Annotated in this window: 20 protein-coding genes; 12 read left to right on the forward strand and 8 right to left on the reverse strand. The window is 68.3% G+C overall.

The features are described from left to right. Positions 1 to 116: 116 nt before the first annotated feature. From F3J14_RS15415 to F3J14_RS15430, 4 genes are all read left to right on the forward strand, one after another. On the forward strand, positions 117 to 827 hold the full coding sequence (locus F3J14_RS15415) for a GntR family transcriptional regulator (RefSeq protein WP_011658763.1): 711 nt from the start codon (positions 117 to 119) through the stop codon (positions 825 to 827). A gap of 73 nt (positions 828 to 900) precedes the next feature. Continuing rightward, positions 901 to 1,698 (forward strand): SDR family oxidoreductase, encoded by a 798-nt coding sequence (locus F3J14_RS15420; RefSeq protein WP_166723725.1) that lies wholly within the window; start codon positions 901 to 903, stop codon positions 1,696 to 1,698. Between the two features lie 35 nt (positions 1,699 to 1,733). Further along, positions 1,734 to 2,666, forward strand: a complete 933-nt coding sequence (locus F3J14_RS15425; protein WP_166723726.1) for a 3-keto-5-aminohexanoate cleavage protein — start codon at positions 1,734 to 1,736, stop codon at positions 2,664 to 2,666. Between the two features lie 232 nt (positions 2,667 to 2,898). Further along, positions 2,899 to 4,227, forward strand: coding sequence for an MFS transporter (locus tag F3J14_RS15430; RefSeq protein ID WP_166723727.1), 1,329 nt, complete (start codon positions 2,899 to 2,901; stop codon positions 4,225 to 4,227). Between the two features lie 65 nt (positions 4,228 to 4,292). Here the strand turns inward: F3J14_RS15430 and F3J14_RS15435 are convergent, their stop codons facing one another. From F3J14_RS15435 to F3J14_RS15450, 4 genes are all read right to left on the reverse strand, one after another. Next, positions 4,293 to 5,615 (reverse strand): TIGR00366 family protein, encoded by a 1,323-nt coding sequence (locus tag F3J14_RS15435; RefSeq protein ID WP_166723728.1) that lies wholly within the window; start codon positions 5,613 to 5,615, stop codon positions 4,293 to 4,295. A 235-nt stretch (positions 5,616 to 5,850) separates the two neighbouring features. Further along, positions 5,851 to 7,194: a chloride channel protein gene (locus tag F3J14_RS15440; protein WP_166723729.1), complete on the reverse strand. Its 1,344-nt coding sequence runs from the start codon at positions 7,192 to 7,194 to the stop codon at positions 5,851 to 5,853. A gap of 177 nt (positions 7,195 to 7,371) precedes the next feature. Continuing rightward, positions 7,372 to 8,613 (reverse strand): cytosine deaminase, encoded by a 1,242-nt coding sequence (gene codA / locus F3J14_RS15445; protein WP_166723730.1) that lies wholly within the window; start codon positions 8,611 to 8,613, stop codon positions 7,372 to 7,374. A gap of 73 nt (positions 8,614 to 8,686) precedes the next feature. Beyond that, the gene (locus F3J14_RS15450) at positions 8,687 to 9,151 is read right to left on the reverse strand and encodes a VOC family protein (RefSeq protein ID WP_166723731.1); all 465 of its coding nucleotides are present in this window, start codon (positions 9,149 to 9,151) and stop codon (positions 8,687 to 8,689) included. 306 nt (positions 9,152 to 9,457) lie between these two features. Between F3J14_RS15450 and F3J14_RS15455 the strand changes: the two genes are divergently transcribed. Next, a complete protein-coding gene (locus F3J14_RS15455) occupies positions 9,458 to 10,600 on the forward strand; it encodes a porin (protein ID WP_166723732.1) in 1,143 nt (380 codons plus the stop codon). 226 nt (positions 10,601 to 10,826) lie between these two features. Further along, a complete protein-coding gene (locus F3J14_RS15460; RefSeq protein ID WP_166723733.1) occupies positions 10,827 to 11,129 on the forward strand; it encodes a DUF4148 domain-containing protein in 303 nt (100 codons plus the stop codon). 141 nt (positions 11,130 to 11,270) lie between these two features. Here the strand turns inward: F3J14_RS15460 and F3J14_RS15465 are convergent, their stop codons facing one another. Then, on the reverse strand, positions 11,271 to 12,218 hold the full coding sequence (locus F3J14_RS15465; protein WP_166723734.1) for a LysR family transcriptional regulator: 948 nt from the start codon (positions 12,216 to 12,218) through the stop codon (positions 11,271 to 11,273). A 191-nt stretch (positions 12,219 to 12,409) separates the two neighbouring features. On the opposite strand from F3J14_RS15465, the gene F3J14_RS15470 reads away from it, so the two are divergent. Then, positions 12,410 to 14,593 carry an FUSC family protein gene (locus tag F3J14_RS15470; RefSeq protein WP_166723735.1) on the forward strand — a complete coding sequence of 728 codons (2,184 nt, stop codon included), beginning with the start codon at positions 12,410 to 12,412 and terminating at the stop codon, positions 14,591 to 14,593. Between the two features lie 157 nt (positions 14,594 to 14,750). Next, complete coding sequence (locus F3J14_RS15475) at positions 14,751 to 14,963, forward strand: hypothetical protein (protein ID WP_166723736.1); 213 nt, start codon at positions 14,751 to 14,753, stop codon at positions 14,961 to 14,963. A gap of 147 nt (positions 14,964 to 15,110) precedes the next feature. On the opposite strand, the gene F3J14_RS15480 is transcribed toward F3J14_RS15475, so the two are convergent. Further along, on the reverse strand, positions 15,111 to 16,220 hold the full coding sequence (locus tag F3J14_RS15480) for a P1 family peptidase (protein WP_166723737.1): 1,110 nt from the start codon (positions 16,218 to 16,220) through the stop codon (positions 15,111 to 15,113). A 64-nt stretch (positions 16,221 to 16,284) separates the two neighbouring features. Next, positions 16,285 to 17,691 (reverse strand): APC family permease, encoded by a 1,407-nt coding sequence (locus F3J14_RS15485; protein WP_166723738.1) that lies wholly within the window; start codon positions 17,689 to 17,691, stop codon positions 16,285 to 16,287. Between the two features lie 183 nt (positions 17,692 to 17,874). Between F3J14_RS15485 and F3J14_RS15490 the strand changes: the two genes are divergently transcribed. Next, positions 17,875 to 18,675 (forward strand): helix-turn-helix transcriptional regulator, encoded by an 801-nt coding sequence (locus F3J14_RS15490; protein ID WP_166723739.1) that lies wholly within the window; start codon positions 17,875 to 17,877, stop codon positions 18,673 to 18,675. A 19-nt stretch (positions 18,676 to 18,694) separates the two neighbouring features. Here the strand turns inward: F3J14_RS15490 and F3J14_RS15495 are convergent, their stop codons facing one another. Further along, positions 18,695 to 19,072 (reverse strand): nuclear transport factor 2 family protein, encoded by a 378-nt coding sequence (locus F3J14_RS15495; RefSeq protein WP_166723740.1) that lies wholly within the window; start codon positions 19,070 to 19,072, stop codon positions 18,695 to 18,697. A gap of 289 nt (positions 19,073 to 19,361) precedes the next feature. Here F3J14_RS15495 and F3J14_RS15500 point away from each other — a divergent pair, with 289 nt between their 5' ends. The 3 genes from F3J14_RS15500 to F3J14_RS15510 all read left to right on the forward strand — a co-directional run bounded on the left by F3J14_RS15500 (position 19,362) and on the right by F3J14_RS15510 (position 22,034). Continuing rightward, positions 19,362 to 20,246 carry a LysR substrate-binding domain-containing protein gene (locus F3J14_RS15500; protein ID WP_166723741.1) on the forward strand — a complete coding sequence of 295 codons (885 nt, stop codon included), beginning with the start codon at positions 19,362 to 19,364 and terminating at the stop codon, positions 20,244 to 20,246. A gap of 174 nt (positions 20,247 to 20,420) precedes the next feature. Further along, positions 20,421 to 21,353 (forward strand): AEC family transporter, encoded by a 933-nt coding sequence (locus F3J14_RS15505; RefSeq protein ID WP_166723742.1) that lies wholly within the window; start codon positions 20,421 to 20,423, stop codon positions 21,351 to 21,353. A 306-nt stretch (positions 21,354 to 21,659) separates the two neighbouring features. Further along, positions 21,660 to 22,034 carry a hypothetical protein gene (locus F3J14_RS15510; RefSeq protein WP_166723743.1) on the forward strand — a complete coding sequence of 125 codons (375 nt, stop codon included), beginning with the start codon at positions 21,660 to 21,662 and terminating at the stop codon, positions 22,032 to 22,034. The last annotated feature ends 132 nt before the right edge of the window (positions 22,035 to 22,166 follow it).

The following is a 22,166-nucleotide window of genomic DNA, read 5'->3' on the forward strand; positions in this document are numbered from 1 at the left end:
CGCGCCCCGCGTTTTCCCCTACCTCGAACTCCTTGACGCCACCGGCCTCCATCGACAACACTTTGCCATCGCAAGTGTGATCACAGATCGCAGATCAAACCCAGGAGAACCCGGCCTTGGCACCCCGTATCGTCCCGCCCGCACTGAAAGTCATCGAATCGGAAACGATGGCCGACAAGGTCTACCAGCAACTGCGCGAAGCGCTGATGAGCGGCCGTTTCGCGCCCGGTCAGGCGCTGAGCCTGCGCAGCGTCGCCGAGGCGGTCGGCTCGTCGACGATGCCCGTGCGCGCGGCGCTCACGCGGCTGCGCGCCGAACGCGCGCTCGTCGACGGCCCGAATCGCGCGCTCGTCGTGCCGCCGATGACGCTCGACATGCTCGACGAACTACGCGACGTGCGGATCGCGCTCGAAGGATGCATCGCCGAACGCGCGTGCGCACGGATGACCGACGCGCAGATTGCCGCCGTGCGCAAGACCTGCGAAACGATGCAGGCGCAGGTCGAGGCCGGCCGTTCGCGCGCCTACCTGCAGAGCAATTTCGCGTTCCACAGCGCGATCTACGCGCACGGCGCGAGCGAAAGCACGCTCGCGATCGTCGAGAACCTGTGGATGCGCGTCGGGCCGTTCCTCAACATGGTCGCGCTCGATATCCCGCACATGCGGCGCTCGATGGATGCGCACCGCGCGATCGTCGACGCGCTCGAACGGCGCGACGGCACCGGCGTACGTGCCGGCATCGCGCTCGACATCGGCGGCGCCGCGCACGATCTCGCCGAAACGCTGCGGGCCGAGCAGACCCCGCGGCGCGCGAACGCGAAGCCGTAGCGGCCACCTTCCGCGGCAAGCAGCCCCCGAGGCGCGCCGCATCCGATAACTTCAACGATGGAGACAACCCGGCATGACAGCTTCCGATCTGCTGAAACCCTATGACGGCCTGCGCGTCCTCGTGACGGGCGGCGCGTCGGGCATCGGTCTCGAGATCGCCGACGCGTTCGCCGAATGCGGCGCGCGCGTCCACGTGTGCGATGCGTCGCAAGCCGCGATCGCGGCGCTGGCAGACCGGCCGTCGCGCGCCGCGATCAGTGCGACGCTCGCCGACGTATCCGATCCGGCCGCGGTCGAGCGCGTGTTCGCGGACATATCGACAACGCTCGGCGGCCTCGACGTGCTCGTCAATAACGCAGGCATTGCCGGCCCCACGGGCGGCATCGACGAAATCGACCCCGTGCAGTGGGAGCAGACGGTCGCGATCAACCTGAACGCGCAATTCCAGTTCGCGCGGCGCGCGGTGCCGCTCCTGCGTGACGCGAAGCGCGGCGGCGCGATCATCGCGCTGTCGTCGGTCGCGGGGCGGCTCGGCTACGCGTTCCGCACGCCCTATGCGGCGACCAAGTGGGCCGTCGTCGGTCTCGTGAAAAGCCTCGCGATCGAGCTCGGACCGCTCGGCATCCGCGTGAACGCGATCCAGCCCGGCATCGTGCGCGGCCCGCGGATGCGCCGCGTGATCGAAGCACGCGCGCAGCAGCTCGGCATCGGCTACGACGAGATGGAGAAGCGCTATCTCGACAAGATCTCGCTGCGGCGCATGACGGATCCGGCCGAAATCGCCGCGACCGCGCTGTTCCTGTGCTCGCCGGGCGGGCACGGCATCACCGGGCAGGCGATTTCCGTCTGCGGCAACGTCGAAGTGCTCTGACGCCTCCTGCATCGCTCATCGTAAGGAATCCATTCGTGGCAAACGCTCGCAAAGTCATCATCACCTGCGCGCCGACCGGCGCGATCCACACGCCGTCGATGTCGCCGTACCTGCCCGTCACCCCGCATCAGATCGAGACGGCCGCCGTCGCGGCCGCGCAGGCCGGCGCCGCGATCCTGCATCTGCACGCGCGCAACCCGTCGGACGGCAAGCCCACGCAGGACCCGGCCGTGTTCGCCGAATTTCTGCCGCGCATCAAGGCGCAGACCGACGCGGTGATCAATCTCACGTCGGGCGGCAGCCCGCACATGACCGTCGACGAACGGCTGCAGCCCGCGCTGCATTTCCAGCCCGAAATCGCGTCGCTGAACATGGGTTCGATGAACTTCGGACTCTATCCGATGCTCGAGCGCTTTCGCGAACTGAAGCATCCGTGGGAGCGCGAACATCTCGAGAAGAGCCGCGACCTGGTGTTCAAGAACACGTTCGCCGACATCGAGACGATCCTCACGCGCTGCGGCGCGAACGGCACGCGGTTCGAGTTCGAGTGCTACGACATCTCGCACCTGTACAACCTTGCGCACTTCGTCGACCGCGGGCTCGCGAAGCCGCCGTTCTTCGTGCAGAGCGTGTTCGGCCTGCTCGGCGGCATCGGCGCGCACCCTGAAGACCTGATGCACATGCGCCGCACGGCAGACCGCCTGTTCGGCCAGGACTACGTGTGGTCGATTCTCGGCGCGGGCCGCAACCAGATTCCGCTCGCGACGATCGGCGCCGCACAGGGGGCGAACGTGCGGGTCGGACTCGAGGATTCGCTGTGGATCGCGCCCGGCCAGCTCGCCGAATCGAGCGTCGCGCAGATACTGAAAATGCGGCAGGTGCTCGAGGGACTGTCGCTGGAGATCGCGACGCCGGCCGAGGCGCGCGCGATGCTCCAGCTCAAGGGTGGCGACGCGGTCCGGTTCTGACCGCCGAGTCGGCCCGATACCCGCCCAACACCAGGACCCGCAAGCGCAGAGACAAGGCGCCGGCCCGAGCCGGCCGGCGCCAGGACGCCCTTGATCGCCCCGCTCCCGCCCGAGCGCCGCCGGCGCGGCTCCGTCGTCTGCCCCTCCGCTGCGCGCGACGCAGCGGCCTCTGCCGAACGCAGCGCGCCGTGCTTGCCGTGTGCGCCCGTTCGCCTTTACCGGAGTCGTCCGCATGTCCACTCAGCCCGCCCAGATCCTCCCTTCCGCGACCGGCGACGCAAGCGCGTCGCTGAACCGGCTGCTGTTCCGCAAGCTCATGCCGCTGCTGATCGCCGCCTACGTGATCAGCTTCCTCGACCGCACCAACATCGCCTTCGCGAAGCACTCGATGGGCGTCGATCTCGGCATTTCATCCGCGGCCTACGGGCTCGGCGCCGGCCTGTTCTTCCTGACCTATGCGCTGTTCGAGATCCCGAGCAACCTGATCATGCATCGCGTCGGTGCGCGCTTCTGGATCACGCGGATCATGATCACGTGGGGCGCGTTGTCGGTCGCGATGGCGTTCGTCAGCGGCCCGACGTCGTTCTACGTGATGCGCCTGCTGCTCGGCGCCGCCGAAGCCGGACTGTTTCCGGGCGTGATGCTGTATCTCACGTACTGGTTCGGTCGCGAGGAGCGTGCGCGGGCGACCGGCTATTTCCTGCTCGGCGTGTGCATCGCGAACATCGTCGGCGGGCCGCTGGCCGGCGCGCTGATCGAACTCGACGGTACGCTCGGCTTCCACGGCTGGCAATGGCTGTTCGTCGTCGAAGGGATTCCGGCGATCCTGCTCGCCTTCGTCGTCTGGACGCGCCTGCCGGACCGCCCGAGCAGCGCACCGTGGCTCGCCCCGGAAACCGGCCGCGCACTCGAACGCGCGCTGGCAGCCGAACAGGATGCCGGGGTCGCCGCCCACGGCGGCCACCGGTTCGGCGCCGCGCTGCGCGATCCGCAGATCTGGCTCGCGATCTTCGTGTACTTCTGCCACCAGTTGACGATCTACACGGTGATCTTCTTCCTGCCGAGCATCATCGGCGCATCGGGGCGCTTTTCGCCGTTCACGGTCGGGTTGCTGAGCGCGTTGCCCTGGCTCGCCGCCGCACTCGGCGCCGCAACCCTGCCGCGCTTCGCGCGCGAGTCGCATCATTCGCGCCGGATCCTGTGCGTCGGGCTCATCGTGATGGCGGCCGGAATGGTGGGTGCCGCCAACGCGTCGCCGGTGGCCGGCCTCGCTTGCGTATGCATCGCCGCGTCGATGTTCTTCGTCGTGCAGTCGATCGTGTTCACGTTTCCGGCGTCGCGACTCGCCGGCAGCGCGCTGGCCGGCGGTCTCGGTCTGGTGAACACGTGCGGCCTGCTCGGCGGCTTCGTCGGCCCGACCGTCGTCGGCGCGATCGAACAGGCGACCGGGAATGCGAAGAACGGACTGACGCTGCTCACCGCGGCGCTCGTCGTCGCCGCGTTCGCGAGTCTCGCGCTGCGCCACGGGCACGAGCGGCCCGCTGCGCGATCGCAAGGCTGAACGTACGCGCGATTCAAGCCGGCGCGATGCGGCGGGCCGCCCCGCCTGCATCGCGCCGCGTTCGGTCAGAACAGATACATCCCTGCGACGAACACCACGCCAGAGAACAGCAGCGTCGTCACGCAGTACCCCATGATGTCGCGCACGCCGAGCCCGGCGATCGCGAGTGCGGGCAGCGCCCAGAACGGCTGCGCCATGTTGGTCCACGCCTCTCCGTAGGCGATCGCCATCGCGGCCTTGCCGAGATCGGCGCCGAGCGCCTGCGCGGCCGGCATCACGAACGGGCCCTGCACGACCCAGTGGCCGCCGCCCGACGGCACCGCGAAATTGATCACGGCCGAGCTGAGGAACGCGAGCAGCGGGAACGTATGCACGTTCGCGATATCGACGAACCACTTCGTGATCACGCCCGCGAGCCCCGAGTGATCCATCAGCGCCTGGATGCCCGCGTAAAAGGGAAACTGAATCATGATCCCCGATGCGCCGCGCGCCGCGCCGGCCACCGCGCGCGCATAGGCCATCGGCGTACGGTGCAGCAGGATGCCGGCCGCGAGGAACGCGAGGTTCACGGTGTCGATGTCGAGCGCGAAGCCCTTCTGCATGAAACGCAGCACGAGGAACGCCGCGCACAGCGCCGCAACGAAGACCGATAGCGCGCGGCTCTCTTCCATCCGTTCCGCGAACGTCGCGTCGGGCCCGAGCTGGCGCTCGACGCTCGGCGGTTCCGCGAGCAGCGCCGGATCGACGCTGACGACGTCGCCCGGCTTCGGCATCATCATCCGCGCGAGAAACGGCAGCATCACGATCAGCCCGATCGTGATGAACGCGTTGTAGCCGGTGAAGATCGTGTCCGACACAGGAATCAGCCCGATGGTCTTTTCCATCGGATTGCCCTTCGTCGCGGCGACGAGCGGGACCGAACCCGACAGCCCGCCGTGCCAGCTCAGGAAACCCATGTACGCGGACGCGACGAGCAGCCGGTAGTCGCTGCCGGCCACGCGGCGCGCGACTTCGCGCGCGAGCATCGCGCCGAGCACGAGGCCGAAGCCCCAGTTGATCGCGCAGGCGAGCGCGCCGACGAACGCGACGAGCATCACGCCCTGCCCCGGCGTGCGCGCGGTGCTTGCGAGCGCAACGAGCAGGCGGCGCACCGGCGGCGAACTCGCGAGCGCGTGGCCGGTGACGAGGATCATCACCATCTGCATCGAAAACGCGAGCAGGTTCCAGAAGCCTGAACCCCACATCGTCGTGAGTTGCACCGGCGTGGTCGGCGTGAGGCCGAATGCGAGCGCGAACGTGACGATCGTCAGCAGGATCGCGAAAATCAACGGGTCGGGCAGCACGCGGTGGACCACCTGCGTGAAAAAGCGGGAAATGCGTTGGACCAACTTGAGCTCCTCGTTTCCTGATAGGGACATCCGCGCGCGTATGGTTCGTTGTTCGGTGGCGCGGAAACGCGCGGATTCTTGCACAGAACCGAAAGACGCGCTTTGGGGTGCGCACCATCGTGATCAGGCGGCGATACGCGCGAGAACAGGCGAGGAAACGGGAAGAAAAACGTCGTCGGGCAGCCCCGGCGGGCCGCCCGTGCGGATGACTTCGGTTGACGGATGACGGCGCTGGTCAGTGGGTCGCCGCCGCCGCCGTCTCCGGCGTGCCGACCGTCGCGATCGCATTCGCGCGCCGCTCGGCCAGCTGCTGCGCGAAACGATACGCCACGAGCGACCCAGCCACGGCCAGCAGCATCGGCACGAGACTGTCGTGATTCACGCGCGTGAATTCGAGCAGCAGCACGACGGCCGTGATCGGCATCTGCATCGACGCAGCAAGAAACGCGGTCGCGCCGATCAGCGCGCACCCGCCAATCGACGCGCCCGGCCACACGAGGCCCCACAGCCCGCCGAGCACGACGCCCAGCAGCGCACCGTTCGCGAGACCCGGCGTCAGCAGCCCGCCCTCCGCGCCCGCACGCAGGCTGCCCGCCTCGATCAGCACCTTCAGCACGAGCAGCGTCGCCGCGACGCCGATCGTCAGCGTGCCGTCGAAACCCAGTGAAGCCGGCCCCTTGCCATTGCCGAGCAGTTGCGGAAACCCCATCGCGAGCACACCGATCACCGCGAAGTTGACCAGCGCGAGCACAGGCAGCAGCCGGCCCTTCGGCGCATCCGCCCGCGCACGGGTCGTGAGCCGCACGAAGCCGTATGCGGCGAAACCGAACAGCGGCCCGCAGACGATCGACCACGCGACCAGCGGCGTGCTCAGCACGAACGCAGGCACCGTGTACTGATGTTCGTTGCCGAGGCCGATCCATGCGACAGCCGCCGCGATCGCCGACGTGACGACGGCCACCACCAGCGCGCGCAATTCGAACGTGCCGAGCAGCACTTCGAGCACGAACACGGCGCCGCCGAGCGGCACGTTGTAGACGGCCGCGAGGCCGGCGCCCGCGCCGCACGCGACCATCAGCCGGCAGTCGGCGGACGTGAGCCCCGCACGGTGCGCGAGCTGCCCGGCCAGCAGCGAGCCGATCTCGCGCGGTGCGACTTCGCGACCGAGCGGGGAACCGAGCGCGACGGTGACGATCTGCAGCAGCGCGTGAACCGTCGTGCTGACGAACGGCATCCGCGGATCGGCCGCCCGCACCGCCCGGCGGATGCTGACGAGCGGCCGGCCGTACCGGTAGAGCGCCCACCAGCCGCCGCCCGCGACGAGCCCGCAGACGACGAGCACCGCGAGCCGGCGCAACGGGTCGGCCAGGGTCACGCCCGTGAGGAAGCTCTGGGTGCCGACCACGTGCGACAGGCTGTAGCCGTAGGCCACATGCTGGATCGCGTGCAGCAGCAGCGCGAGCAGCATCCCGCCGAAGCCCGCGCCGATGCCGGTCAGGATGGTGACGACAGCCATCCGCGCGAACGGGCTGACGGACGGCGCAGAAGACGCGGGAGCGGACGGGAGGTCGAAGCGCATGAGGTCGGCGAACGAGGATCGACAAGACGGCGCGCACCATGCACGCCGCCGTCAGGACCGCATCGTAGGCGTCGGCCGATCATGAGACAAACGTATTTTTCTGATCAACTCATGTATTTGACGAATGAATGAGTGAAGGCGCCGCACGGCGGCGCGTGCCGCCTCCCATGCGCCCCGTCATTCCGGATACGTGACGCGCTCCGGTTCCCGCCGCATGATCACCTTCCCGTGGCGAACCGACAGCGTGGCTTTCGCCTGCCTGCGCACCGCTTCGTAGTCGCTGTCCGCGTCGAGCACGACCAGGTTTGCCGGGCGCCCGACCGCGATCCCGTAACCGTCGCCGAGATGCATCGTCGTCGCGCTGTGATCGGTCACGAAGTCGAGGCAGCGCTGCAGGTCCTCGTAGCCCATCATGTGGCAGATATGGAGGCCGGCGTCGAGCACGCGCAGGATATTGCCGTTGCCGAGCGGATACCACGGGTCCTTGATCGAATCCTGCCCGAAGCACACGTTCAGGCCCGCGCGATCGAGCTCCGCGACGCGCGTGACGCCGCGCCGCTTCGGAAACGTGTCGAAACGCCCCTGCAGATGGATGCTCTCGGTCGGGCACGAGACGAAGTTCAGCCCGGCACGCTTCAGTAACCGAAACAGCTTCGAGCAGTACGCGTTGTCGTACGAGCCCATCGCAGTGGTGTGGCTCGCCGTCACGCGCGCGCCCATGCCGCGGGCGCGCGCTTCTTCCGCGAGCACTTCCAGAAAACGCGAATGCGGATCGTCGGTCTCGTCGCAGTGCACGTCGACGAGGCAGCCGGTGCGCTCGGCCAACTCCATCAGGAAGCGGATCGAGCTGACGCCCTGCTCGCGCGTGTTCTCGAAATGCGGAATCCCGCCGACGACGTCCGCGCCGAGATCGATCGCCTGCTCCATCAGCGTGCGGCCACCGTCGAACGACTCGATGCCTTCCTGCGGAAACGCGACGATCTGCAGGTCGATCAGCCCGCGCGCCTCGTCCTTCACTTCGAGCATCGCCTTCAGCGCGGCGAGCGTCGGATCGGTGACGTCGACGTGGGTGCGCACGTGCTGGATGCCGTGATCGCGCAGCATGCCGATCGCCGCATGCGCGCGCGTCTTGGTGTCCTCGTGCGTGATCGTCGCCTTGCGCTCGGACCAGCGCTCGATCCCCTCGAACAGCGTGCCGCTCATGTTCCAGGCCGGCTCGCCGGCCGTGAGCACCGCATCGAGATGGATATGCGGCTCGACGAGCGGCGGTATCGCGACACGGCCGCCGGCGTCGATATCGTCGGCGCCGGCAGGCGCGACCGGCGCGGTTTGCGCGTCGATCCGCGCGATCCTGTCGCCGTCGATGCCGATCGTGAAGAGCCCGTCGCGACCGCGCAGGCGTGCATTGAAGAGATTCATGGTGGTCCTGGCGTCATGCGGCGCCAGCGCGCCGCGTGGTGGGGAAATCCGGTTCGGGCAGCGGGTCCGGCATTCAGCGGAAATCCTCGATCTTCAGGCCGGTGGCCGCGCTCATCTCGTCGTTCGTCACGTCGCGCACGTGCTTGCCGAACGTCCATACGTGGCGGCCAGGGTCACGCGCGCGATACATGCGATCGCCGTAGAACGCATCGGCCGGCGCCTGCAGGATCTCCGCGCCGGCCGCGCGTGCGCGTTCGCAGTGCGCATCGATGTCCGCGTCGTCGGGCAGATGCACATGGACGTGCTGGGTATTCCGGTCGCCCGTGTCTTCCGGCGATGCGATGAAGTCGGCCCACGTGCCGCCGATCATCACGACACCGTCACCGAATTTCATTTCGGCATGGGCGATGTTGCCGTCCGGTGTGGTGACGACAAGCGAGCGCTCGAAACCGAATGCACGTTCGAGCCATGCGAGCGCGGCTTTCGGGTCGCGGTAGCAGAGCGCGGCACTGAAGGACGGACGGTGATGCGTAGTCATCGATGTCTCCTTGTTCCGGCATGGGACTGCTCATTCTCCCCGTGCGCGGTGCGGCGATCAACTCCCGCGCCGCCTGCGCGCGTGTTGTCAATGCGCGACACGGCATGCCCGGCGATCGCACGTCACGCACCGCGCCTTCCGCGAAAACGCACGGCATCCGGCGGCCGCGCCGGTTTGTGAACACCGTATGACGCACTCTTGCGCGGCTCGCAAGGGTGTGCTCGCGCGCCGGCTGCCGGAATCGGACGGACGCGCCCCTACACTTGCGCCGAACTTTGATCACCGTCCCACACGCAGGAGCATTACATGAACAAAACCCTGATTGCCGCCGCCTCCGCCACCGCACTCTTCGCCCCGCTCGCGCACGCGCAGAGCTCGGTCACGCTGTACGGCCTGATCGACGCCGGCATCGCGTACACCAACAACGTGAACGGCGGGGCCCAGTGGCGGATGACCACAGGCACGATCAACGGCAGCCGTTTCGGGCTGCGCGGCACCGAGGACCTCGGCGGCGGCCTGAAGGCGCTGTTCGTGCTGGAGAACGGCTTCAACGCGAACAACGGCGCGCTCGGCCAGGACGGCAAGCTGTTCGGCCGCCATGCATACGTCGGCCTGAACCGCAGCGGCTACGGCACGCTGACGCTCGGCCGCCAGTACGACACGATGGTCGACTTCGTCGCGCCGCTGTCCGCGACGGCCGGCGACTTCGGCGATACGGGCTTCGCGCATCCGTTCGACAACGACAACCTGAACCACTCGGTGCGCATCAACAACGCGGTCAAGTACACGAGCGACACGATCGCGGGCTTCAAGGTCGGCGCGCTGTACGGCTTCTCGAACTCGACGAACTTCGCCGGCAACCGCGCGTACAGCGTCGCGGCGAGCTACACGAACGGCCCGCTGAAGCTGGCCGGCGCGTACCTGCAGATGAACGGCACGAAGGGTTCGACGAGCGTGAGCCCCGGCGCGACCGACGTGGCCGAAGCAAAGAGCGTGAGCCAGGGCGGCTGGTCGGTGGGCGCGGACCGCATGCGCACGTACGGCGGCGGGGTCAGCTACGGGTTCGGTCCGGCGACGGTCGGCTTCGTCTATACGCGTTCCCAGTACGACAACTCGGGCTCGTTCGGCTCCACCGGCCAGGTCGCGTTCAACAACTACGACGTGAACGTGCGCTATGCGGTGACGCCGGCCGTCAGCCTCGGCGCGGCCTACGTGTACACGGATGCCAGCGTGTCGAACCCCGACAGCAAGCACGGCACCGATCCGAAGTGGCACCAGGTCGACCTGCAGGCGGTGTACAAGCTGTCGCGCCGCACCGACCTGTACGCGGAAGCGATGTACCAGCACGCATCGGGCCGCGGCTACCAGGCGTTCATCAACACGTCGGGCGGCGCATCGAGCACCGCGAACCAGATCGTCGGCACGATCGGCATGCGCACGCGCTTCTGACCGCCGATCCGCGTGACGCGACGACGCGTCGCCCGCCGGCCATGCCCGTGTCGCCGCGCACGAGTCGGGTCGACACGGCGACGTGCGCCAATGTTGTGCCATCTGGAAAGCAGCCTGCCTGGAATCGGGGTTTTTGTGGCCGCATGCGCTGCATAGACTGGCGTCGATGGTTCGGATCGCGCATCGATCGCTGAACCGGCCTCACCCCCGTCTACAGGAGAACATCGTGAAATCGCTCGTCGTTACCGCCGCCGCTGCCGTCCTGCTCGCCGCACCGGCCCTGTCGTTCGCGCAGTCCGCAAAGTCGCCCGTCACGCGCGCACAGGTGCTGCAGGAGCTCTATGACCTCGAATCGGTCGGCTACAACCCGTCGCTCGGCGACGCCGGCAACTATCCCGACGACATCATGGCCGCGCAGGAGCGCCTGGCGGCAAAACGGCTCGCCGAGCACAAGGCCGCGCAAACCGCCTATGGCCCGGCCGGTGCGGGCGCAACCGAATCGGGCGTGGCAGCGAAGCCCGCGCTGTGAATGCATGCGGCAACGCCGCGCCCGCATGACATGTGACCTGCGGGCGCGGCGGATACCGCGCGAACCGGCCCGTGATGACGCGGCCGGACAGACAGCGCGCCGTCCGGCACGCTGCCATGCTGTTTCTTTCCGTATTCGCCGTCAGGCGGCCTGTGATTCGCGGTCGATCGCGTTCAGCATCTCGACGTCGCGCGCGATCATCCCCGGCACCTGCGCCCGCAGCATCTCGACCCAGGTACGCACCTTCGCGTCGACGAAGCGGCGCGACGGATACAGCGCGTAGACATTCATCTTCTGCAGGATGTGCTCGGGCAGCACGCGCACGAGCGTGCCGTCGCGCAGCGCGTCGATCGCCGAATACAGCGGCAGCATGCCGATCCCGATGCCGTCGCGGATCGCGAGCGCAAGCGACTCGGCCGTATTGGTCTGCACCGGCCCGGCGACATGGATCTGCTCGACGCCCCCGGCGCCTTCGAGCACCCATTCGTGGGTCGGGAAGGCCGGCGTGCAGAGCGTCAGGCACGCGTGCGCGCCGAGATCCTGCGGGCGTGCCGGCGCGCCGTGGCGCTTCACGTACTCGGGCGACGCGCACAGGATGCTGAAGGTCGAGCCGAGCAGGTGCGACACGAGTTCCGAATCGGGCAGCGACGACGCGGTCACGACGGCCATGTCGCTCGTGCCGTCGAACAGGTCGGGCATGCGCTGCGACAGCGACAGCTCGATCGACACGTCCGGATACTGCGTGTGATAGCGCGTCAGCGCGGGCATCACGTAGTGATGGCCGACGCTCGCGAAGCTGTGCATGCGCAGCACGCCGGCCGGCCGCTCGTGCGCGCAGCTTGCCTCTTCCTCGGCGCGATCGACGTCGGCGAGGATCTGCCGGCAGCGCCGTAGATAGCTTTCGCCGGCCGACGTCAGCGCGAGACGGCGCGTCGAGCGATTCATCAGACGGGTGCGCAGGCGCGCCTCGAGCTCCGACACCGCGCGCGACATCGCGCCCGTCGTCGAATTCAGCGATTGCGCGGCCGCGGTGAAACTGCCCGTCTCGACGACGCGCGAAAACACCCGCATGTTTTGTAGGGTATCCATTCGTGTGAGCAAACCTGTAGCGGAGCCGCCATTTTCCTCCAGTGGACGCGACAGATTGTTACGCGGCCTGCAACTATCGTTTCCCCGTAGCTGCGTTAATGCCCGCGCGCCGCGCTCCTACAATCGGCGCCTCACCAGTCGAACGGACCCGTCCGGACGCGCTGCGGTACCGCACGCGCCCTTTCCTTTTCATGAAGCCACAACCTGCGATCGAGCGACCGTCCATCGAACCCGCACGATGGAGAGCCTGGCTCGATCCGCTCGGCGGCGCCGCGCGCGACTGGGCCGTGAGCGACGGGCTGATCTGGCTGCACCTCGCCAAAACCGTGTTCGCCGCGCTGCTCGCGATGGGCATCGCGATGCGGCTCGAGATGTCGCAGCCGCGCACCGCGATGACGACCGTGTTCGTGCTGATGCAGCCGCTGTCGGGGATGGTGTTCGCGAAGAGCTTCTATCGCGTGCTCGGCACGGCGGCCGGCCTCGTCGCCGCGCTCGCGCTCGGCGGGTTGTTCGCGCAGCAGCCGGAGCTGTACATGGCCGGCATCACGCTGTGGATCGGCGTGTGCATCGCGCTCGCGGTGCGCAACCGCCACTTCCGCTGGTACGGGTTCGTGCTCGCCGGTTATACCGCCGCGCTGATCGGCCTGCCGGCGGTGATGACGCCGCAGACGCTGTTCCAGTCCGCGCTCACGCGCGCCGCGGAAGTCGCGCTGGGCATCGCGTGCTCCGGTGCGGTCAGCGCGCTGATCCTGCCGCTCAGCTCCGCGAAGGCGCTGATGCGCTCGCTGACCGCCCGCCACGTGAAGTTCCCGGCCTTCGCGGCCGGCGCGCTGTCGGGCGAGCTCGCGCGCGGCGATTTCGAGCGGCGCTTCGCCGATTTCGTCGACGAGATCGTCGGCTTCGAGGCCAATCGCGCGTTCGCGTCGTTCGAGGATCCGCACATTCGCGCGCGCAGCCGCCGGCTCGCGCGGCTGAACAGCGAGTTCATGAACGCGTGCACACGCCTGCATGCGCTGCACCAGCTCGTCAAACGCTTGCGGGCGAACCGCTCGGACGCCGTGCTCGACGCCCTCGCGCCGCATATCGACGGGCTCGCGCGGCGGATCACCGCGCTGCGCGACGAGCGGCAGCGCGGGATCGCGTCGACGACCGGCGCGCTGCTCGAACTGCGCCGCTTTCACGGCGCGTTGCCGAAGGCTGCCCGCGCGTCGCGCCGCGCGATCGAGGATCACGCGGCCGGCGGCCTGCTCGACTTCGATACCGCGATCGAGCTGATGTATCGCTTTATCGGCGAGTATGTCGGCTATGCCGACACGTACGCATCGCTCGATCGCGACGATCATGCGTTCGAACGCTCGGTCACGCACTACGCGGTGAAGACCAATTCATTCTTCGTTGGCTTCGCCTTCCTGCGCACGCTCGTCGCCGTCGGCGCGATGAGTGCGTTCTGGATCGCGTCCGAATGGCCGAGCGGCTCGCTCGCCGTGATCGCCACGGCGATCGCGTGCGCGCTGAGCTCGACTTCGCCGCGCGCGTCGAAGTTCGTCGCGCAGATGGCCGTCGGTGCCGCTTTCGCCACGGCGGTCGGCTATGTGTTTCTGTGCTACGTGTATCCGAACATCGACGGCTTTCCGCTGCTGTGCGCGGCACTCGCGCCGGTGCTCGGCCTCGGCGCGTTTCTCGCGATGCGTCCGGGGCTATCCGGTTACGGGATCGGCTTCGCGGTGTTCTTCTGCCTGCTCGCGGGGCCCGACAACGCGATCGCGTATACCCCCGAGGTGCTCGTCAACAACGGCTTCGCCGTCGTCATCGCGATGCTTGCATGCTCGATCGTGTTCGCGGTGGTGTTTCCGACCCACATGCCGTGGCTCACGTCGCGCATCGCGCACGATCTGCGCCGCCAGATCAAGCTCGCATGCGAAGGCACGCGCGAGGGCCTCGCGGCGCGCTTCCAGTCGAGCACGCACGACCTGATGGCGCAGCTGCGCACGCTGCTCGTCAAGCGCACGCGACAGCATCGCGACGCCCTGCGCTGGATGCTGTCGACCCTGGAGGTCGGCCATGCGGTGATCGACCTGCGCGACGAGCTGCACGGGTTCTGCGAATCGAAACCACCGCAGACGACGCGCTGGACCGCGTCGGTCGATGCGGTGCTGCGCGAACTGCCGCGCTTCTTCGACGATCCGACGCCGGTCCACCACGCGCGCACGCTGAAATCCGTGAACCTGGCGATCCGCGCCGCGCAGCACACGCTGCATGCGTGGTACGCGGTGCCCGCCGAGCGCCACCGCATGCAGCGCATCGTCGGCTGTCTGCACTTCATCCGCAGCGCGCTGCTGGACAAGGACGCGCCGTTCAACCGCCACCGTCATTGATCGACGACGGCGGTCGGCTACGATCGATGCGCGCGCAACGTCATCCTTGTTCCGATTGGAAATAAGCTCTGCGCCCGCGGCGATTAATCTTCAAGCAGTGCGAGCCTATAGTTTCCTCACTGCCAGCGAGACTGGCACTGACCCAGGAGAAACTCAAATGAAGCCGCTGCACCTCGCCCTCGTTGCCCTGTCGCTCACCGCCGCTGTCGCGCACGCGCAGCCCGCGCCGGCCGACCACGCGCAGCAACCGGCGAACCGCGCCGAAGCCGTCCAGGCCGCAGGTCGCGTCGATCGTGCGCAATTGAAGCAGGAAGATCCGAACGCATGCGTCGGCCCCGTCAGCTTCTGCAACGTCTACTTCGGCAGCTGAGCATGACGCCGCGTCGTCACGGCCAGGCCCGCCGCGCACGCATCGCATGCTTCACACGCATCGCATGCGCGCGCGCACGACGCGCCGACCGCTCGCCGCAACGACCCTGCCCGCCGCGCCGCTTCGATTGAAGCGGCGCATCGCGTTTCAGGTGCCGCGTCCCGGCCGCCACCCCACTTCGCGCAACGCATCGAGCAAGCGCGCCTGCCCCAGCCCTTCGACCCGCGCGCCGCGCGATTCGACGTCGCTCCCCGCCAGCAGCGCATTCACGATCGCTTCCTCCACCGCTTCCGCCGCGGCGGCGAACAGCGCCGAGATATGGTCGTTGTTCACCATCGTCACGGCCGTCGTGGGCGCACCCTTGCTGCCGTAGTTCGCGGCCGGCAGCCCGTGGTTGCCCGTCGCAAACGCGAGGAAGATGTCGCCGCTCGAATCCTCCGTGCCGCCGCCGACACGGGCCAGCCCGACGCTCGCGCGCTGCGCGAGGCGCGTGCACTGGTGCGGCAGCAGCGGCGCGTCGGTCGCGATCGTGACGACGATCGAGCCCATCCCGGCTTCGCCTCGCGCATCGGGCGCGCGGAACGGCGAATGCACGTGCCGCAGCACTTCGCCGACCGGATAGCCGGCCACGCGCAGCATCTCACGCACCCCGTAGTTCGCCTGCACGAGCGCGCCGACGGTCCAGCCGCCCGCGTCGGCCGCCACCACCCGCGACGCGGTGCCGATGCCGCCCTTGAACTCGTGGCAGATCATCCCCGTGCCGCCGCCGACGCCACCCTCGGCGACCGGCCCGGACTGCGCCGCGGCCAGCGCACGCTGTACGTGCGCGGCATTCACGTGCTGCCCCCAGATGTCGTTGAGCAGTCCGTCGTAGGTTTCCATCACGACCGGCATGCACCAGTACACGCGGCCGGCCGCCGCTTCGCGTTCGTTCGCGACCAGCGCATCGCGCACCGCGCCGACGCTGTGCGTGTTCGTATAGGCGATCGGCGTCGTCAGCAGGCCGGCTTCGCGGATCCATTCGAGCCCGGTCGCATCGCCGTTGCCGTTCAGCACGTGGACGCCCGCGAAGCACGGCGAATCGTGCGCGGCGCCCGCGCGCGGCTCGATGACGGTCACGCCGGTACGGATCGATGCGTCGCCGTTCTCGACGTTCAGCGTGCAATGTCCGACCCGCACGCCCGGTACGTCCGTGATCGCGTTGAAACGGCCCGGCGTGCCGAGTCCGATGCGGATGCCGAGATCCCTCGTGCGCATGATGCATTTCCTCCCGTGTTTCAATGGTTCGGTGTTTCGGTATGGCGAGGTTTCGATGCGGCGTTCAGAGCGCGCGGAATGCGTCGCTGTGGCGCGCCCAGACCGCATACATCACGAGCGCGGCCGCCAGCAGCGCGCCGATGATGATCAGGTCGGTCGGCTTGGTCGCCGTTGCCAGCGTCGTATAGAACGTGTACGCGGCGCCCGCGACCGCGACGAGCGGCGTCACGGGCCACAGCGGCATCCGGTAGTGATGTTCGACGTCGCGGCGCACGAACCGGCTCGCCAGCGCGGCCAGCCCGACGACCAGATAGATCAGCAGCAGCAGGTCGACCGTGAACGCGGTCAGCTCGTCGAGGCTCGACACGAACACCAGCCCCGACGACGGCACCGCCAGCGCGAGCGTCGCGAGCCACGGCGATTCGAAGCGCGGATGGATCGTCGAGAACGCGCGGTTGCAGGTGCGCGACCAGAGCGCATGCCGGCCACTGCTGTACAGCAGGCGTCCCATCGTGATCACGATCGCGATGATCGCATTGAACACCGACAGGAAGATCCCGCCGCTGACCACGCGCGATACCACCGGGTTGCTCAGCGAACGCACGACATAGCCGATCGGGTCGGCGCTCTTCGTCAGCTCCGTCAGCGACGGCGCGCCGAGCACGATCGCGGTGAGCGGGATCAGTTCGACGACGAGGATCACCAGCAGCGAATAGATCACCGCCTTCGCGACGTTGCGGTTGCCGCCGCGCAAGTCTTCCGCGAGATACGCGGCGGAGCCGAAGCCGTTGTAGCAGAAGATCGCCGTGCCGATCGCGGGCACGATCGCCGCGAACGTGGCGGGCACCAGCACATTGCCGCTCGCGACGACCGGCGCGACCAGCACCTCGGCGCCGCGATGCGGCGAGCCGAAGCCGAGCCCCGCGATCAGCATCAGCACACCGATCTCGACGACGAGAAACGCGCCGGTGATCCACGCATTCGTCTTGATGTTCAGCATGCCGAGCACGTAGCTGAGCAGCACGATCGTCAGCGCGACCGACTGATTGCCGAAGTGCGTGCCGAGCGCGTTGTTCAGGTACGGCGCGGCGCCGCTCGCGAGCACGGCCGGGATGAACACGCTGACGGACAGCACCGTGATGAAAGTCAGGTAGCCGGGCAGCGTGCCGAACACGCGCTTGGCCATCACGTACTCGCCGCCCGCGCTGCGGTGCGCGGCGCTGAGCTCCGCGTAGCAGAGCGCGAACGCGAGCGCGAGCACGCCGCCGAGCACGAACGACAGCACCGCGCCGCTGCCGGCCTGCTGGATCGCGAACGGCGCGATCACGAAGATCGAGCTTGCAGGCGTCACGCCCGACACGGTGATCATCACCGCATCTCGCACGCTGAGCGTCTGCGACAACGCGCGCGGCGCGTCTTCCGTGGCAGGCGTCGCTTGCAGCGTGCCCGTCGATTCCGACATCATCGCCATTTCGTTCTCCTGTGCTTGTGGTCCGTCTGCCTATGCACTACGCCTGCGCGTTTCATGTGCGGACAGATCCTTTGCGCCGTTTTTTTGAACACCCATACTCGGGCCCGATTGATTGCGTGGCAGTCTAGGAAGCCAAATTCAGGACCGCTATTCCCCCTTCGTGTTACGCCCTCCGGTGGTGGTATGGATCGACTCTTCTCCGAAATCGCGATGCACCAGGCGCTCGGCCGCGCAATCGATCATCTCGGCCAGCCGCGCTTCTGGCGGTTCCTGGTGCTGCTGCTCAACGAAATGGCGCCGTTCGACAACGCGCTCGCGACCGCGATCGGCCGCGACGGCGTGCCGCTCGTGCTCGACGAGTACGACACGGGCGGCACCGACAGCGCGTCGCCGGTGCCGCTTTACCTCAATGGGTTATATCTGCTCGATCCGTTCCTGCAGGCCGCGCACGACGGGCTCGCCGACGGCTGCTACCGGCTCGAGGAAGTCGCGCCGGACCTGTTCCGGCAGAGCGAGTATTTCCTGAGCTACTTCCGCGATGCGGTCGGCGACGACGAAATCCAGATCCTGCTGCGGCCGAACCCCGACCTGCTGCTGTCGTTGTCGCTCGGCGCGTCCACGCGCTTCGACGTCGAGCCGCTCGGCAAGCTGACGGCCGCGATGCCGTGGGTGCTCGCGGCGATCCGGCAGCACTGGCGGCTGGTGGGCGATGCCGCGCGCGCGACGCCCGACGACGATCTCGGCGCGCGCGTCGAGCAGGCGCTCGCGCGCTTCGGCGCGGGCGTGCTGACGGATCGCGAGATGTCGATCGCGCGAATGGTGCTGCGCGGCAATTCGTCGAAGGCGATCGCGGAGCGGCTGGCGATTTCACCGGAGACGGTGAAGGTGCATCGGCGGCATCTCTACGCGAAGCTCGGGATCTCGTCTCAGCCGGAGCTGTTTTCGCGGTTCATTCAGGCGCTGGGAGAGAATGCGGCGGGTTAGGCACGCCGATGCGGCGCCCTCAACCACCCGATTCAACGAACCCGCCATCGGGCGCCTGGTGCGGCACATACCAGCCGAAATACACCTCGGCCTCGACGAGCCGCCCGTCGCGCACGCGCAATCGCTCCGCGTTCCGGAAGCGCCGGCCGGCGCTCGTTTCCGCTTCGTACACGACGAACACGTATTCACCGTGCACCGCAACGTCGACGAAGTCGAAGCCGGCGAGCATCGCACTGTTCGGCCAGCAGCGCGCCAGATACGCGTCGCGGTCGAGCCGGTTGTCGAGCGGGCTCGTGAAATGGAAGTCCGGCGCGATCAGCGCTTCGATCGCGTCGCGGTCCTTGTCGACATACGCGCGATAGCTCGCGCGGGCTACATCACCGGGGTCGTCAGGCATCGTTCCCTCCGCGAAGGACCGGGACAAACGCGACGGCCCGCGTCGCCCCGAGGCATCGATGAAACACGTATGGGCGGCACGCGCCGCACCGCACCACGCTGTTCGCGTCGGCCTGCCAATGCCGCGGTTGCCCGTTTCCGCACGCACGGGCATGATGTCCGCCAGCGTGCGGGCTGCGTACGCCCGCTTCCGCGGCCATCGGTGCGCGATCGGCGTGCCGTCCATGCGCCGCCGCCGGCATCATCGAGCAATCCGCGTGCCGGCTCCGGCCGCCCACCTCACCGAGTCCATGTCACTACGCGCATTCAGAACGCTGGTCGCGATCGCCCGATACCGGACCTTCGCACGCGCCGGCGAGGCGATCGGGCTCACGCAGTCCGCCGTGAGCCTGCAGATCAAGACGCTCGAAAGCGAATACAACGTCCAGCTGTTCGACCGTTCGCGCCGCCAGCCGGTACTCACCGAAGCCGGCAACATTCTCGTCGCGCAGGCCGAGCAGGTGCTCGCGATGGTCGACCGGATTCCCGATGCGCTGAGCGACGAGAAGAAGCTCGTCGGCCGCCTGCGGGTCGGCGCGATCCAGACCGCGCTGTCCGGCCCGCTGCCCGATGCGCTGCTCGCGCTGCGCGACGCGCATCCGTCGTTGCGCGTGCACGTATCGGCCGGCATGTCGGCCGAACTGGCGAACCGCGTCGCGGCCGGCGAACTCGACGCGGCGATCACGACACGCCCGGTGCGCCCGCATCCGGCGGAACTCACCTGGACCACGCTCTACGAAGACCGCTTCTGGCTGCTCGCGCCGCCGCACTACGCGGAGCGCGACGCGCGCACGCTGCTCGAGGCGCTGCCGTTCATCCGCTTCGACGCGCAGGCGTGGGCCGGCCGGATGATCGCCGCCGAGCTGCGCCGCATCGGCGTGCGCGTGCGCGAGGAGATGGTGCTCGACAGCGCGGAGACGATCGCGCGCATGGTCGCGCGCGGGCTCGGCGCGGCGATCGTCGCGCTTCCCGACTCGACGCTCGCGCGTCTGCCGCCCGTCACGCGCTTGCCGTTCGGCCAGCCGCAGATGGGCCGCGCGGTCGTGCTGCTCGAACACCGGTCGCGCCCGGCCGAGCGTTTCGCAAGTGCGCTGGGCGCCGAAATCACCGCGTCATCGATGAGAATTTCTCATTGAACACCCGATAATTAACCATTATTCCTGCTCCATCCGCGTGTTTAACTTGGCAGCATCGTCACTCTTTGGATTGCGCGCCGCCATGTTGCCCGCCGAATGGATTCCCGCTTCGCTCCGCTGCTTCGCCTGCCGGCCGTCCCGTTCGGCCCGCCCGGCCTGCTTTAAGGCGCGCCGATGATCGGCCCGATCCTGCTCGCGCTCGCGCCGGTCGCGCTGCTGGTCGCGTTCGGCCACGGCCTGCGGCGCACGGGCTTCATCGCCGATGCGTTCTGGCCGCACGCCGAGCGGCTTTGCTACTACGTGCTGCTGCCCGCGCTGTTCGCGGACGGTCTCGCGAATGCGCGGCTGCAATCGTTGCCCGTGTTGCCGCTCGCGGCGGCGCTGGTCGGTTCGACCGTGCTCGTCGCGGCGCTTCTGCTGCTGGTCCGCCGGTTCGTGCAGGTGGACGGCGCCGGGTTCACGTCGGTGTTCCAGGGCGCGGTGCGTTTCAACAACTATGTCGGCACGGCACTCGCCGCCGGACTGTTCGGCGCGCACGGGATCGCGCTCGCGGCCGTGTGCGTCGCGGCGATCGTCCCCACCGTGAACCTGATGTGCGTGCTGGTGTTCGCGCGCTACGGCGAAACGCGCCTCGGTGCATGGGCGCTCATGCGTCAGATCCTGTCGAATCCGCTCGTCGTCGGCTGCGCGCTCGGGATCGCGATGCAGGCCGCCGGCGTCGGGTTTCCGGCCGCCGTCGAACCGGCCGTGCGCGCGCTCGGCGCCGCGTCGATGCCCCTCGGCCTGCTGTGCGTGGGTGCGGCACTGAAATTCGATGCGGCGCGCGGATGGCTGCAGCCGATGTGCGTCGCGTCGGCCTTCAAGTTCCTCGCGATGCCGCTCGTCACGCTCGCGGCCGGCCGCCTGTTCGGGCTCGGTGACGCCGCGCTGACCATCGCGCTGCTGTTCCAGGCGCTGCCGACGTCGTCCTCGTCGTACATCATGGCGCGCCAGCTCGGCGGCGACGCGCCGCTAATGGCCGGCATCACCGCGTTCCAGACGATCGCCGCCGCGCTCGCGATGCCGGCCGTGCTGACGGCGCTCGCGTCGGCGCCGGTGTTTCGCTGACCGCCCTGCACCGGCGCGCGCAACGCAACCGCGATCGCCGTTGAACGGGCCCGAATCCGTCCGGCGCGCGCAACCGCCGCCCCGTTGCGCGGGGCCTACGCGCCGCCGATGCGCCCCCGGTTCTTCTCGCAGCCCTGCCAAAAACCGCCTATGGTGAATGAAGGGCGTCCGTTCAGCCGCCATTCGACTACGCGTCGCTCGCACCGGCTGACACGGCGCCGTGTTCCGGCACCATTCCCCGCGATCGTGCGCACGCCCGGCCGTGCACGCGATTCGCGCCGCCCACCGGACTATAAGGAGGTACCCATGAAAGCCGTGCTGCTCGTCAGTTCCGTCGTGCTCGCCATGGCGTCCGTTTCAGCCTCGGCTCAAGGCTCGATCACCAAAGTCGAAAACGGCACGCTCGTCGCCGCGAACGGAATGACCGTCTACGCATTCGACAAGGACAAGCCCAACGGCGGCACCAGTGCCTGCTCGGGCCCATGCGAGACACTCTGGCCGCCGTACAAGGCCAGCGCGACCGACGTACCGGTCGGCCCCTACACGATCGTCAAGCGTGACGACGGCAGCCCGCAATGGGCATACAAGGGCAAGCCGCTGTACTTCTTCTCGAAGGACATGAAACAGGGCGATCGCAACGGCGACAATTTCAAGAACGTGTGGCACGTGGTCGCCCCGTAAGCGTTCGTTCCACGCGTTGCGTGTCGGCACGGCCGCGGCACGCGTAAAAAAGCCTGCCCCGATCGCGGATCGGGGCAGGCTTGGGCGTGCTTGCGCCGGCTGCATGGCGACACCCGCCGGGCGGCAGGCGCC

This window comes from Burkholderia sp. Tr-862 (assembly GCF_011753085.1).
GTDB classification, from domain to species: Bacteria; Pseudomonadota; Gammaproteobacteria; order Burkholderiales; family Burkholderiaceae; genus Burkholderia; species Burkholderia ambifaria.